The sequence below is a fragment of the Ideonella sp. WA131b genome (assembly GCA_023657425.1).
Taxonomy (GTDB): Bacteria; Pseudomonadota; Gammaproteobacteria; order Burkholderiales; family Burkholderiaceae_C; genus Rubrivivax.
Genome location: JAGTJW010000003.1, coordinates 364,925 through 378,292, shown reverse-complemented (window position 1 = coordinate 378,292; position 13,368 = coordinate 364,925). Strand labels below are relative to the sequence as shown.

The 13,368-nt window shown below is 66.9% G+C and carries 10 protein-coding genes and 3 tRNA genes; 2 read left to right on the top strand and 11 right to left on the bottom strand.

Annotated features, from left to right (window positions below; genetic code table 11):
* The first annotated feature begins 252 nt into the window (after positions 1-252).
* Together KA711_16920 and KA711_16915 are read left to right on the top strand one after the other, a co-directional pair.
* A complete protein-coding gene (locus KA711_16920) occupies positions 253-591 on the top strand; it encodes a hypothetical protein (protein ID MCM0610649.1) in 339 nt (112 codons plus the stop codon).
* Positions 592-753: 162 nt separating this feature from the next.
* Complete coding sequence (locus tag KA711_16915) at positions 754-2,346, top strand: ABC transporter substrate-binding protein (GenBank protein ID MCM0610648.1); 1,593 nt, start codon at positions 754-756, stop codon at positions 2,344-2,346.
* Here KA711_16915 and KA711_16910 read toward each other — a convergent pair.
* The 11 genes from KA711_16910 to clpP form a co-directional block, all read right to left on the bottom strand.
* Complete coding sequence (locus KA711_16910; protein ID MCM0610647.1) at positions 2,330-3,331, bottom strand: nitronate monooxygenase; 1,002 nt, start codon at positions 3,329-3,331, stop codon at positions 2,330-2,332. The genes KA711_16915 and KA711_16910 overlap by 17 nt on opposite strands.
* Complete coding sequence (locus tag KA711_16905) at positions 3,331-5,106, bottom strand: acyl-CoA dehydrogenase (GenBank protein ID MCM0610646.1); 1,776 nt, start codon at positions 5,104-5,106, stop codon at positions 3,331-3,333. Before KA711_16905 ends, KA711_16910 begins: the two co-directional genes overlap by 1 nt.
* Before the next feature lie 34 nt (positions 5,107-5,140).
* Positions 5,141-6,073 (bottom strand): electron transfer flavoprotein subunit alpha/FixB family protein, encoded by a 933-nt coding sequence (locus KA711_16900; GenBank protein MCM0610645.1) that lies wholly within the window; start codon positions 6,071-6,073, stop codon positions 5,141-5,143.
* 2 nt (positions 6,074-6,075) lie between these two features.
* The gene (locus tag KA711_16895; GenBank protein MCM0610644.1) at positions 6,076-6,825 is read right to left on the bottom strand and encodes an electron transfer flavoprotein subunit beta/FixA family protein; all 750 of its coding nucleotides are present in this window, start codon (positions 6,823-6,825) and stop codon (positions 6,076-6,078) included.
* A 151-nt stretch (positions 6,826-6,976) separates the two neighbouring features.
* Positions 6,977-8,290 (bottom strand): MFS transporter, encoded by a 1,314-nt coding sequence (locus tag KA711_16890; GenBank protein MCM0610643.1) that lies wholly within the window; start codon positions 8,288-8,290, stop codon positions 6,977-6,979.
* Between the two features lie 60 nt (positions 8,291-8,350).
* Positions 8,351-8,439, bottom strand: a tRNA-Leu gene (locus KA711_16885).
* 26 nt (positions 8,440-8,465) lie between these two features.
* Positions 8,466-8,539, bottom strand: a tRNA-Cys gene (locus KA711_16880).
* Positions 8,540-8,607: 68 nt separating this feature from the next.
* Positions 8,608-8,683, bottom strand: a tRNA-Gly gene (locus KA711_16875).
* 125 nt (positions 8,684-8,808) lie between these two features.
* A complete protein-coding gene (gene lon, locus KA711_16870; protein MCM0610642.1) occupies positions 8,809-11,244 on the bottom strand; it encodes an endopeptidase La in 2,436 nt (811 codons plus the stop codon).
* A 92-nt stretch (positions 11,245-11,336) separates the two neighbouring features.
* A complete protein-coding gene (gene clpX, locus KA711_16865) occupies positions 11,337-12,608 on the bottom strand; it encodes an ATP-dependent Clp protease ATP-binding subunit ClpX (protein MCM0610641.1) in 1,272 nt (423 codons plus the stop codon).
* Between the two features lie 149 nt (positions 12,609-12,757).
* A complete protein-coding gene (clpP, locus tag KA711_16860) occupies positions 12,758-13,366 on the bottom strand; it encodes an ATP-dependent Clp endopeptidase proteolytic subunit ClpP (GenBank protein ID MCM0610640.1) in 609 nt (202 codons plus the stop codon).
* Positions 13,367-13,368 lie beyond the last annotated feature (2 nt).

Here is a 13,368-nt window from a genome sequence, read left to right as displayed (position 1 = left end):
CGCCACGGTTTCCGCGGCTGCTGATGGGTTGATCAACCTTCCGCGTCCCGGCTTCACCGGTTGGCGGATTAGCGACCCGTCTTGCCGGCTTTCTCGGTGCCGGCAAGGGGACGGGAAGGACCTTCGTTGTCTGGGAAGGCACTCTAACACCGCGCTGTCACGGCCACCCTTGTGCTGCCGCCGGATTAGACGCCCGCAGACCCCTCAATTTCCTGACAGGCCACGGCGCTGAGCAGGCAGACTGTGCGTGGCATGGCCCCGCGCGTGATCCACCTGCACCCCACTGCCCCGACCAAGCCGGCCACCGGGGCCGCCTGCAACGGCTGCGGCGTGTGCTGCGCGGCCGAGCCCTGCCCGCTGGGCATGTTGCTGTCGCGCCGCCGGCGCGGGGCGTGCGTGGCGCTCGAGTGGCACGAAGCCGATACCCGCTACCGCTGCGGGGCCCTGGTCTCGCCCGCGCGCTGGCTGCCCTGGCTGCCAGCGCCCCTGGCCCGGGCACTGGCGCGTCGCTGGATTGCCGCCGGCCGCGGCTGCGACGCCGAGTTCGAGCCGCTGCCGGCTCCGAGCACCCCGGCCCCGGGCCAGTCCTGAGGGTGTGACGGACGCTCGCGGCCTAGGAGCGTGGGCGGCAGAAATCCAGCCCCGCGCCGGGGCCCCGAAGTCGGCCCAACGCGGGGCTGGATTTCTGCCGCCCACGCTCCTAGCATGCGGGCCTTCATCGATAGCCGGGCGGCCATGCCGCCCTTGCCTGCCATGTTCCGACGCCGCCCCACCACTGCGCGCGCGCTGCTTTCCGCGGCCCTGCTCGCCACCACCTTGTTGGCCACCCCCGCGCAGGCGCAGACCTTGCGCTGGGCCGCCCAGAACGACATCCTCACGCTGGACCCGCACTCGCAGAACCACGCCACCACCAGCACCATACTGCTGCACGCCTACGAAGGCTTGGTGCGCTACAGCGCCACCTACCAGGTGGAGCCCGCACTGGCCACGAAGTGGAGCTTCACAGGCCCGACGACGGTGCGCTTCGAACTGCGCAAGGGTGTCAAGTTCCACGACGGCACGCCCTTCACGGCCGACGACGTGGTGTTCAGCTTCAGCCGCATACGCCAGCCGCAGGGCACGATGCAGATTTTCGTGACCGGCGTGAACGAGGTGCGGAAGGTTGACGACCACACCGTCGACATGATCCTGGCCGCGCCCAACCCGACGTTGCTGCGCAACCTGATCGACTTCCGGATCATGAGCCGGGCCTGGGCCGAGAAGAACAACACCACGCGTGTGCAGGACTACAAGGCCAAGGAGGAGAACTTCGCCTCGCGCAACGTCATGGGCACGGGGCCGTTCCGCATCCTGAGTTGGCAACCTGAGCAGCGCATCATGATGGCGCGCCACGACGGCTGGTGGGACAAGCCCGGCAGCAACGTCCGTCAGGTCGTCTATACGCCCATCAAGGCCGAGGCTACGCGCGTGGCCGCTCTGTTGGCCGGCGACGTGGATCTGCTCACCGACGTGCCGGTCCAGGATCTCGAGCGTCTGTCGCGCGACAAGCGCCTGAAAGTCGTCAACGGCCCCGAGGTGCGCACGATCTTCCTCGCACCCGACATGGGCAGCTCCGAGCTGAAGCACAGCAACGTGAAGGGCAGGAATCCGTTCGCCGACAAGCGCGTCCGCCAGGCGCTGAGCCTGGCCATCGACCGCGTGGCCATCCAGCGCAGCATCATGCGCGGGCAGAGCGTCCCGGCTGGGCTGATCGTGGCGCCGGGCGTCAACGGGTGGACACCGCAGCTCGACACGCCGGTCAAGCCCGACCCTCAACGCGCCAAGGCGCTGCTCAAGGAGGCCGGCTACCCCGAGGGCTTCGAGGCGCGGCTGAATTGCCCCAACAACCGCTATGTCAACGACGAGAAGATCTGCCAGGCCGTGGTGGCGATGTGGGCGCACATTGGCGTGAAGGCCCAGCTGGCCAGCGAGAACATGGCCACCTTCATCCAGAAGGTGCAGAACTTCGACAGCAGCATCTACCTGCTGGGCTGGGGCGTGGCCAACTACGACGCGCAGTACAGCCTGCAGAGCCTGGTGCGCACGCGCACCTCGGGTGCGGACGGCAACTTCAACTTCAGCCGCGTCTCCGACCCCGCGCTCGACCGGCTGATCGACGGCATGAAGAGCGAGACCGACACGGCCAAGCGCGACGCGATGATCCGCGAAGCACTCCTGCGGGTGCGCGAAGAGACGCTGCTGATTCCCCTGCACCACCAGATCCGGCCTTGGGTGATGAAGGCCGGGGTGACCACCGTGCACCGCTCGGACGACCGGCCGGAGGCTCGTTTCACGAACCTGCGCTGAGATGAGGCGCGCCTGCGCCTGGGCTGGGGAGAACACAGCGCTCGCGCGCGGCACCGTACTCGCGTCGCAGCCGCGCCACCAGCTCGGCCGCCGGCACCACGGCCCTGACCGCGCCGATGCCTTGGCCGCAGCCCCAGATGTCCTTCCAGGCCTTCTTGGCGCTTTCGCCACCGCCAAAGTTCATGGCCTTGGGGTCGCTCTCGGGCAGCTTGTCAGGGTCCATGCCGGCAGCGCGGATGCTGGGCTTGAGGTAGTTGCCGTGCACGCCGGTGAAGAGGTTGGAGTAGACGATGTCGTCGGAGTTGCTCTCGACGATGCAGAGCTTGTAGGCATCGGCCGCGCGTGCCTCGTCGGTGGCGATGAAGGCACTGCCGATGTAGGCGAAGTCGGCACCCATGGCCTGCGCCGCGAGCACCGCGCCGCCGGTGGCGATGGAGCCGGACAGCGCCAGCGGGCCGTCGAACCACTCGCGGATCTCCTGGATGAGCGCAAATGGGCTCTTGGTGCCGGCATGGCCGCCAGCCCCCGCGGCCACGGCGATGAGCCCGTCGGCACCCTTCTCGATGGCCTTGCGAGCAAAGAAGTTGTTGATGATGTCGTGCATCACCACGCCGCCCCAGGCGTGCACCGCATCGTTCACGTCGGTGCGCGCGCCCAGGCTCGTGATGACGATGGGCACCTTGTACCGGGCGCAGACCTCCATGTCGTGCTCAAGCCGGTCGTTGCTCTTGTGCACGATCTGGTTGATGGCGAACGGCGCCGCGGGTTGATCGGGGTGCGCACGATCCCAGGCCGCCAGGCCCTCGGTGATCTCGTGCAGCCACTCGTCGAGCTGCGCGGCCGGGCGCGCGTTGAGTGCCGGCATGCTGCCCACCACGCCCGCGCAGCACTGCGCGATCAGCAGCCTGGGGTTGCTGATGATGAACAGCGGCGCACCGATGATCGGCAGCGGCAGGCGCGCCAGCGCACCGGGAAGCTTGGACATCAGAACGACTCCAGCGCCATCGCGGTGACGGCATCGGCGCCTTCGACGATGCTGTCGCGCAGCGCCGGGGCCAGGTTGAGAAGGTGGTCGCCGAAGAATCGCGCAGTCGCGATCTTGGCCCGCATGAATTCGGGGTCCTCGCCCGCGGCGAGCGCGTCTTCGGCGGCCATCAGCGCGCGGCCCATCTGCCAGCCGGCCACCGTGAGGCCCGCGAGCTTGAGGTAGGGCACGCTGCCGGCGTACACGGCGTTGGGCTGCGCCTTGGTGTGGCCGGCGACATAGCCCACCACTTCGACGAACGCCTTGCGCGCCGCGGCCAGCCTCCGCGCCATCGCCTGGCAGGCGGCAGAGTCACGCGCGGAGAGCTCATCTTCGGTGGCCTTTATGCGGCCGGCGATGGCCAGAGCCACGCGGCCGCCGTCACGCGCCGTCTTGCGGCCCACCAGGTCGTTGGCCTGGATGGCCGTGGTGCCTTCGTAGATGGACAGGATCTTGGCGTCGCGCAGGTACTGCGCGGCACCGGTCTCCTCGATGAAGCCCATGCCGCCGTGCACCTGCACGCACAGGCTCGCGACCTCCAGCGCCATCTCGGTGGAAAGGCCCTTGATCAGCGGCACCAGGAACTCGTAGAAGGCCTGGTTCTGCGCCCGCGTGTCGGCATCGGGGTGCGCATGCGCGGCGTCGAAGGCACTCGCGCCCACCAGCGCCATCGCGCGGCAACCCTCCGTCCAGGCACGCATCGTCATCAGCATGCGGCGCACGTCGGGGTGGTGGATGATGGCCGCGGCCTGCGACAGGCTGCCGTCGACCGGGCGGCTCTGTACACGATCGCGCGCGTACTGCACGGCCTTCTGGTAGGCGCGCTCGGCCAGCGCGATGCCCTGCACGCCCACGCCGTAGCGCGCGGCGTTCATCATGATGAACATGTACTCGAGGCCACGGTTCTCTTGGCCCACGAGTTCCGCCAGGGCGCCGCCGTGGTCGCCGTACTGCAGAACAGCCGTGGGGCTGGCCTTGATGCCCAGCTTGTGCTCGATGCTCACGCAGTGCACGTCGTTGCGAGTGCCATCGGGCAGCACCTTGGGGCAGATGAACAGGCTGATGCCCTTCACGCCCTCGGGCGCGCCGGTCACGCGCGCCAGCACGAGGTGGACGATGTTGTCCACCATGTCGTGCTCGCCCCAGGTGATGTAGATCTTGGTGCCGAACAGCCTGTAGCTGCCGTCGGGCTGCGGCTCGGCGCGGGTGCGCAGGAGGCTGAGGTCCGAACCGGCCTGCGGCTCGGTCAGATTCATCGTGCCGGTCCAGGTGCCGTCGATGAGCTTGGGCAGATAACGCTGCTGCTGCTGCGGCGTGCCGGCAGTGAGAAGGGCTTCCACCGCGCCGTCGGTCAGCAGCGGGCACAGCGCGAAGCTCATGTTCGCGCTGTTGACCATCTCGCTGCACGCGGCGTGGATCAGCTTGGGCAGGTCCTGGCCGCCGAAGGCCTTGGGGTGCTGCAGGCCCTGCCAGCCGCCTTCGGCGTACTGGTGGAAGGCCTCCTTGAAGCCTGGCGTGGCGTGCACCACACCGTCCCTCAGGTAGGACGGGTTGCGGTCGCCCTCCCAGTTGAGCGGCGCGATCACGCCTTCGGTAAACTTCGCGCTCTCCTCCAACACGGCCGCGGCGGTGTCCAGGCCGTGGTCCTCGTGACCGGGCAGTGTGGCGACGGCCTCGATGCCGGCCAGCGCCTTCATGACGAACAGCATGTCCTTGACGGGGGCGCGGTAGCTCATCGCGGTCTCCTGGTGCGGCGGGGTCGCGGGGCCGTCAGAGGCTGGCCACCAGCTCGGGCACGGCGGTGAACAGGTCGGCCTCCAGGCCGTAGTCAGCGACGCTGAAGATCGGCGCCTCCGGGTCCTTGTTGATCGCTACGATGACCTTGCTGTCCTTCATGCCGGCCAGGTGCTGGATGGCCCCGCTGATGCCGGCCGCGATGTACAGCTGCGGCGCGACGATCTTGCCAGTCTGGCCCACCTGCCAGTCGTTGGGCGCGTAGCCGGCGTCCACCGCGGCGCGGCTGGCGCCCAGGGCGGCGCCGAGCTTGTCGGCCAGCGGCGTGAGCACAGCGTTGAACTGGTCGCTGCTGCCGAGGGCACGGCCGCCGCTGACGATGATCTTGGCCGCCGTGAGCTCAGGGCGGTCGCTCTTGGCGATCTCGCTGCCGAGGAAAGCGCTCTTGCCGGCGTCGGCCACCGCGGCCACGGTCTCTACCGCCGCACTGCCGCCGGTGGCGGCCGCGGGGTCGAAGCCGGTGGTGCGCACGGTGATCACCTTCACCGCATCGGCGCTCTGCACGGTGGCGATGGCGTTGCCGGCGTAGATGGGGCGTTCGAAGGTGTCGGGCGCGAGCACCTTGGTGGCATCGGAGATCTGCGCCACGTCGAGCAGCGCGGCCACGCGCGGCGCAACGTTCTTGCCCGCGGCCGTGGCCGCGAACAGGATGTGGCTGTAGGCCGAGGCGACCGCGAGCACCTGTGCGGCGACGTTCTCGGCCAGGCCATGGTCGAGGTGCGGCGCATCGGCGTGCAGCACCTTGGCCACGCCAGTGATCTGCGCCGCCGCGGCGGCCGCGAGTGCGGCGCCGGTGCCGGCCACCAGCACGTGCACATCGACGCCACAGGCCAATGCCGCCGTGACCGTGTTGAAGGTGCCGCTCTTGAGCGACGCGTTGTCGTGTTCAGCAACCACCAGAGCAGCCATGGTCAGATCACCTTCGCTTCGTTCTTCAGCTTGGCCACCAGCGTGGCCACGTCGGGCACCTTCACGCCGGCTCCGCGCTTGGGCGGCTCCGACACCTTCAGCGTCTTGATGCGCGGCGTCACGTCCACTCCGAGATCGGCCGGCTTGAGCGTCTCCAGCGGCTTCTTCTTGGCCTTCATGATGTTGGGCAGGGTCACGTAGCGCGGCTCGTTCAGCCGCAGGTCCGTCGTCACGACGGCAGGCAGGGTGATCTTCAGGGTCTCCAGCCCGCCGTCAACCTCGCGCGTGACGGTGGCTGCGCCATCGGCCACCTCGACCTTGCTCGCGAAGGTGGCCTGCGGCAGGCCGGCCAGCGCGGCCAGCATCTGGCCGGTCTGGTTGCAGTCGTCGTCGATGGCCTGCTTACCCAGGATCACGAGGCCGGGCTGCTCCTTGTCGACCAGGGCCTTGAGCAGCTTGGCCACGGCCAGCGGCTGCAGCTCGGCGTCGGTCTCGATCAGGATGGCGCGGTCCGCGCCGATGGCCATCGCTGTGCGCAGGGTCTCCTGGCACTGCGCCACGCCGCAAGACACCGCCACGATCTCGGTGACGGCGCCCTTCTCCTTCAGCCGCACGGCCTCCTCGACAGCGATCTCGTCGAAGGGGTTCATGCTCATCTTGACGTTGGCGATGTCCACGCCCGTGCCGTCGGATCTGACGCGCACCTTGACGTTGTAGTCGACCACCCGCTTCACCGGGACCAGCACCTTCATGCCTGCATCTCCTTGGGGACTGTGTTCGTGCGGCCGGGGCCACGCTCCGCGCGCGGTCAGCGGCTTCGATTGACGTTAACGTCAATCGCCCCATTCTAGGTGCCGGGGGTGCCGACGCAGCTCGCGAACGCCCAAAAATAGAACGTTCGTACTATTTTCTCGACGCCGACACGGCGGCCAGTGCCGCCGCCTGCCCGCGGGAGACGTCGATCCGACGCAGCAGCAGCAGCCCGACCAAGAAAAACAGTCCGGTTGTGGCGATTCCCAGGCGGTGATTGCCGGCCGTGAACCAGGTGACGAGGCCATAGGTGACCGGTCCCACGATGGCCGAAGCGCGCACCGCGAAGGTCCACAGGCCATAGAACTCAGCCAGCCGATCGGGCGGGGCGAATAGCCCCGCCAGTGCGCGGCCGGCACTCTGGCTGGAGCCCATGCACAGGCCAGCGAGCACCGCCGCCACCCAGAACGGCCCAGGCGTGGTGGAGCCGATCGCCAGGACCGTCATCAGCACCCAGCCCCACAACGTGTAGGCCAGAGCACGCTTGTGGCCAACGCGGTCCTGCCAGTAGCCAAAGGCAAAAGCGCCGGCGGCCGACGCGATGTTGACGAGGAAGATCAACGTCATGGTCTGCGTCTGCTTGAAGCCGAGCACCTCTTCGGCGTAGATCGCGGCCAGTGCGATGACCACTGCGATGCCGGCCTGGTAGCACACGGCGCAGGCCAGCAGCCAGCGGAAGTCCTCGTAGCGGCGGGCCTCGTGCCACGTGCGGCGAAGGCGCTGCAGCGCCGTGGCCACGGCGCCCGTCAGGCGCACTGGCTGCGGGACGGCGCGCTCCTTCAGCAGCGCGAAGGTGGCCAGCGAGGCCAGCGCGTAGACCACGGCCGTGATGAGCATCGTCACCGGCACGAAGTGCGTGGCCGGCAGGCCCTGGCCCTGCGCCCAGATCACGTAGCCGAGACTCAGCCCGAGCGTAAGCATGCCGCCAAAGTAGCCCAGGCTCCAGCCCCAGCCCGAGACGCGACCCAGGGCCTCGCGCCTGGCCAGTTCGGGCAGAAACGCGGCGGTGAGCTGCTCACCGATGGCGTAGCAGAAGTTCGACACGACGATGGCCAGCACGGCGAGCCAGAGGTCGCCTCGCCCCACGCCCGCGAGTGCGGTGGTCGCCAGCACGCAACCCACCGTGGTGGCCACCAACAGCAGCTTCTTGGCGGCACTTGCATCAGCCCAGGCGCCCAACACAGGCGTGGCCAGCATCACCAGTGCGTTGCTCAGTCCCAGAGCAAGAGTCCAGGCCAGCGTGCCCCAGTCGGCACCGTCGGCCACCACGCCCACGAAGTAGGCGTTGAACACGGCCGTCAGCACGACGGTGGTGTAGCCCGAGTTGGCGAAGTCGTACATTGCCCAGCCGGCGACCTCGCGCCGCGAGACCCCGGGGTTCAGTGCCTCGATTGCGAACAGCGCCATCCTGCATCTCCTGTCGACACCACGCTGGGGCGACTGTTTGGGTTTGCGATGTCGCAATGATGGTGCCCGGAGCGGGGCTCGAACCCGCATGCCCCGAAGAGGGCCGCGGATTTTAAGTCCGCTGCGTCTGCCGATTTCGCCATCCGGGCCACATGACGGCCAGGGCCCTGAGCGTTGGAGGCGCGATCCGGAGTCGAACCGGACTGGACGGATTTGCAATCCGTTGCATAACCGCTTTGCTATCGCGCCGTGATCTGCCTGCCACGGCATTCTCGGCCAAAAAGAAGGGAAGCCGAAGCTTCCCATTCTTTGGAATCTGGAGCGGGATAAGAGGCTCGAACTCTCGACCTATACCTTGGCAAGGTATCGCTCTACCAACTGAGCTAATCCCGCTTGGGGCTCACCACATCGCCGCTGTTGAGATCGCTTGCCCTGTCGATCGCGACGAGCCTCGCAGTATAGCGTTGCCTTCGGCCCATTTGCAAGCGGGCCGGGGATTGACGCAACGCCCTGCCGGCTCAGTGCGGGAGACCATCGGCCGCGGCAGAAGGCGCAGGCGCCATGCTCGCCGCTTCGGGCTTGGTCTCGGCGGCAGGCACCGGCTCGTCGTCGGGCAGGCTGTCGGGCAGCCTCTCCAGCGCCAGCTCCAGCACCTGGTCGATCCACTTGACAGGCACGATCTCGAGCTTGTTCTTCGCGTTTTCCGGGATGTCCTGCAGGTCCTTGACGTTCTCTTCGGGAATGAGCACGGTCCTCACGCCGCCGCGATGGGCGGCCAGCAGCTTTTCCTTGAGGCCGCCGATGGCCGTCACTTCGCCCCGCAGCGTGATCTCGCCCGTCATCGCCACGTCGGCTCGTACCGGGATGCCGGTGAGTGCCGAGACCAGCGCCGTCGTCATCGCCGCACCCGCGCTCGGCCCGTCCTTCGGCGTGGCGCCATCGGGCACGTGAATGTGGATGTCGCGTTTCTCGAACAACTCGTCCCGGATGCCAAGCCGACGCGAGCGCGACCGCACCACGGTGCGTGCGGCCTCGACCGACTCCTTCATCACGTCACCCAGCGAACCGGTGCGTGTAATGGTGCCCTTGCCAGGCATCACGGCCGCCTCGATGGTGAGCAGGTCACCGCCGACTTCCGTCCACGCGAGGCCCACCACCTGGCCGACCTGGTTCTTCTTCTCGGTGCGGCCGTAGTCGTACTTGCGCACACCGAGGAAGTCATTCAGGTTGTCTTCTGTAGCGACGACCAGGCCCTCGTACTTCTTGAGCTGGTGGCCCTTGACGACCTTGCGGCAGATCTTGCCAATCTCGCGCTCGAGACTGCGCACGCCCGCCTCCCGCGTGTAGTAGCGCAGGATGGCGCGGATGGCACCCTCGGTGAGATCCATCTCGCCGGTCTTGACGCCGTTGTTCTTCTGCTGCTTGGGAAGCAGGTACTTCTGCGCAATGTGTAGCTTCTCATCCTCGGTGTAGCCCGCCAGGCGGATGACCTCCATCCGGTCGAGCAGCGCCGGTGGGATGTTCATCGAGTTCGAGGTGGCGACGAACATCACGTCGCTCAGGTCGAAGTCGACCTCGACGTAATGGTCGCTGAAGGTGTGGTTCTGCTCGGGGTCGAGCACCTCCAGCAACGCACTGCTCGGGTCGCCACGGAAGTCCATGCCGAGCTTGTCGATCTCGTCGAGCAGGAACAGCGGGTTGCGGGTGCCCACCTTGGTGAGCGACTGCAGCACCTTGCCGGGCATCGATCCGATGTAGGTGCGGCGGTGACCGCGGATCTCGGCCTCGTCGCGCATGCCGCCCAAGGCCATGCGCACGTATTTGCGGCCGGTGGCGCGCGCCACGCTCTGGCCCAGCGAGGTCTTGCCCACGCCTGGCGGGCCCACAAGGCAGAGGATGGGCGCCTTGACCTTGTCGACGCGCTGCTGCACAGCGAGGTACTCGAGGATGCGGTCCTTCACCTTCTCCAGGCCGAAGTGATCTTCGTTGAGCACCTGCTCGGCAAAGCCAAGGTCGTGCTTGATCTTGGTCTTCTTCTGCCAGGGCAGGTTGACCAGCGTGTCGATGAAGTTGCGCACCACCGTGGCTTCGGCGCTCATCGGCGACATCAGCTTGAGCTTCTTGAGCTCACTTTCGGCCTTCTTGCGCGCTTCCTTGCTCATGCGCGCGGCCTTGATCTTCTTCTCGAGCTCCTCAAGGTCGGCGCCCTCCTCGCCGTCGCCGAGCTCTTTCTGGATGGCCTTGACCTGCTCGTTGAGGTAGTACTCGCGCTGACTCTTCTCCATCTGCCGCTTCACGCGGCCGCGGATGCGCTTCTCGACCTGCAGGATGTCGACCTCGTGCTCGAGCTGCTCGAGCAGCTTCTCCAGCCGCTTGGCGACGCTGAAGAGGTCGAGCACCGATTGCTTGGCCTCGAGCTTGAGCGGCAGGTGCGCTGCGATGGTGTCGGCCAGACGGCCGGCGTCGTCGATGCCGCCGATGCTGGTGAGGATCTCGGGAGGTATCTTCTTGTTGAGCTTGACGTACTGGTCGAACTGCTGCGTAACCGCGCGGCGCAGCGCCTCGATCTCGGGAGTGGCAACGTCCTCTGCCTGGACCGGCGCAACCTTGCCGGTGAAGTGCTCCCCCGTGTCAACGATGGCCTGGGTCTGCGCGCGCTGCACGCCCTCGACCAGCACCTTCACGGTGCCGTCGGGCAGCTTCAGCATCTGCAGGATGCTGCTGATGCAGCCAACCTCAAACAGATCTTCGGGGTGCGGCTCGTCCTTGCCGGCGGCCTTCTGCGCCACGAGCATGATCTGGCGGCCCAGCTCCATGGCGGCCTCCAGCGCCTTGATGCTCTTCGGCCGGCCCACGAACAGCGGGATCACCATGTGCGGGAAAACGACCACGTCGCGCAGCGGCAACAGCGGCAGCGTCAAGGGGTCGGGCGGAAGGATGGGGTGTCCGGACATGGAGGATGACCTTTTGTGTCAGGCCCAGTTTGGGCCCACGGGCTGCATTGCAAGGCCCGCGGCTGCCGGTAAGCTGCGCCGCCGGTAAGCGCTCAGGCGCTCGCCTTCTTTTCCCGGTAGACGAGCAGCGGCTTTGCGCCGTCATCGACGATGTGCTCGTCGATCACCACCTTGGCCACGCCTTCCAGCGTGGGCAGATCGAACATGGTGTCGATGAGCGAGTGCTCCAGGATGGAGCGCAAGCCGCGGGCGCCTGTCCTGCGGGCCAGCGCCTTCTTGGCGATCGCCGTCAACGCCGAAGGGCGTACCTCGAGTTCGACGCCATCCATGGAAAACAGCTTCTGGTACTGCTTGACCAGCGCGTTCTTGGGCTCGGTAAGGATCTGCACCATGGCATCGATGGTGAGCTCGCCCAGCGTGGCGACCACGGGCAGGCGTCCCACCAGCTCGGGGATGAGGCCGAACTTGATGAGGTCTTCGGGCTCGACGTCACGGAAGAGATCGGCTGCGCGCTTCTCGGTCTTGCTGTGCACGCTGGCGCCAAAGCCGATGCCCGACTTCTCGGTGCGGTTCTGGATGACCTTCTCCAGCCCGTCAAAGGCACCGCCGCAGATGAAAAGGATGTTCGTGGTGTCGATCTGCAGGAAATCCTGGTTCGGGTGCTTGCGTCCGCCCTGGGGGGGCACGCTGGCCATGGTGCCTTCCACCAGCTTGAGCAGCGCCTGCTGCACGCCCTCGCCCGACACGTCGCGCGTGATGCTCGGGTTGTCGGCCTTGCGCGAGATCTTGTCGATCTCGTCGATGTAGACGATGCCCCGCTGAGCACGTTCGACGTCGTAGTTGCAGTTCTGCAGCAGCTTCTGGATGATGTTCTCAACGTCTTCGCCCACATAGCCTGCCTCTGTGAGCGTGGTGGCGTCAGCGATCACGAAAGGAACGTTCAGCAGCCGAGCCAGCGTCTGTGCGAGCAGCGTCTTGCCACTGCCCGTCGGGCCGATGAGCAGGATGTTGCTCTTGGTCAGCTCGATGTCGTTCTTGCCGCCGGCGCTGCCCATGTGGCGCAGGCGCTTGTAGTGGTTGTAGACGGCCACCGACAGCGTGCGCTTGGCGACGTCCTGCCCGATGACGTACTGGTCGAGGCTGGCCTTGATCTCGCCCGGGACGGGCAAGTCGCCCTTGGCCTGCTTGGCGGCGTCGCCTTCGGCTGGCACCTCATCGCGGATGATGTCATTGCACAGCTCGATGCACTCGTCGCAAATGAAGACCGAAGGCCCTGCGATGAGCTTCTTGACTTCGTGCTGGCTCTTGCCGCAGAAGCTGCAGTACAGAACCTTTTCGCCGGAGGAGCCCTTCTTGTCGGCCATGGCTGCGCTTTTGAGTGCGTGTGTACGGGAAGTCCGGCCCATCATAGACGAACGAGCCGGCCGGAGATGGCCAAGAAAAGAGCCCGATCAAAGGCTCTGGAGTCATGCTGAAGGGGGCGTTCCAGGGCGGCCCTGGGGCCGCGCCGGCCTCAGGCGCGCTTCTCGAGCACCTGGTCGATCAGGCCATAGTCCAGCGCCTCGACTGGGTTCATCCAGCGGTCGCGCTCCATGTCGACGGCGATGCGCTCCACCGGCTGTCCGGTGCGATCGGCGTAGATGCGGTTGAGCTGCTCGCGCGTCTTGATGATCTCGCGGGCCGCGATCTCGATGTCCGTGGCCTGGCCCTGTGCGCCGCCGGAAGGCTGGTGAATCATCACCCGGCTGTTGGGCAACGCAAAGCGCTTGCCCTTGGCGCCGGCCATCAGCAGGAAGCTGCCCATGCTGGCGGCCATGCCCATGCACAACGTGCTCACGTCGGGCTTGATGAAGTTCATCGTGTCGTAAATGGACAACCCCGCGCTCACGCTGCCCCCCGGGGAGTTGACGTACAGAAAAATGTCCTTGTCTGGATTCTCGCTCTCCAGAAAGAGCATCTGCGCGACCACCAGGTTGGCCGTGGCGTCGTTCACCGGGCCCACCAGGAACACGATGCGCTCACGCAACAGCCGGCTGTAGATGTCGTAGGCGCGCTCGCCGCGGCCGGACTGCTCAATGACGATGGGCACCATGCCCAGCGCGGTGGTTTCCTGCATGCTCATCG

What these genes read in the sequence shown, in the direction of transcription:
- KA711_16920 (MCM0610649.1), top strand. Translation starts at nt 253, where the DNA reads ATGGCCCCGCGCGTGATCCACCTGCACCCCACTGCCCCGACCAAGCCG.
- KA711_16915 (MCM0610648.1), top strand. Translation starts at nt 754, where the DNA reads ATGTTCCGACGCCGCCCCACCACTGCGCGCGCGCTGCTTTCCGCGGCC.
- KA711_16910 (MCM0610647.1), bottom strand. Translation starts at nt 3,331, where the DNA reads ATGTCCAAGCTTCCCGGTGCGCTGGCGCGCCTGCCGCTGCCGATCATC.
- KA711_16905 (MCM0610646.1), bottom strand. Translation starts at nt 5,106, where the DNA reads ATGAGCTACCGCGCCCCCGTCAAGGACATGCTGTTCGTCATGAAGGCG.
- KA711_16900 (MCM0610645.1), bottom strand. Translation starts at nt 6,073, where the DNA reads ATGGCTGCTCTGGTGGTTGCTGAACACGACAACGCGTCGCTCAAGAGC.
- KA711_16895 (MCM0610644.1), bottom strand. Translation starts at nt 6,825, where the DNA reads ATGAAGGTGCTGGTCCCGGTGAAGCGGGTGGTCGACTACAACGTCAAG.
- KA711_16890 (MCM0610643.1), bottom strand. Translation starts at nt 8,290, where the DNA reads ATGGCGCTGTTCGCAATCGAGGCACTGAACCCCGGGGTCTCGCGGCGC.
- lon (MCM0610642.1), bottom strand. Translation starts at nt 11,244, where the DNA reads ATGTCCGGACACCCCATCCTTCCGCCCGACCCCTTGACGCTGCCGCTG.
- clpX (MCM0610641.1), bottom strand. Translation starts at nt 12,608, where the DNA reads ATGGCCGACAAGAAGGGCTCCTCCGGCGAAAAGGTTCTGTACTGCAGC.
- clpP (MCM0610640.1), bottom strand. Translation starts at nt 13,366, where the DNA reads ATGAGCATGCAGGAAACCACCGCGCTGGGCATGGTGCCCATCGTCATT.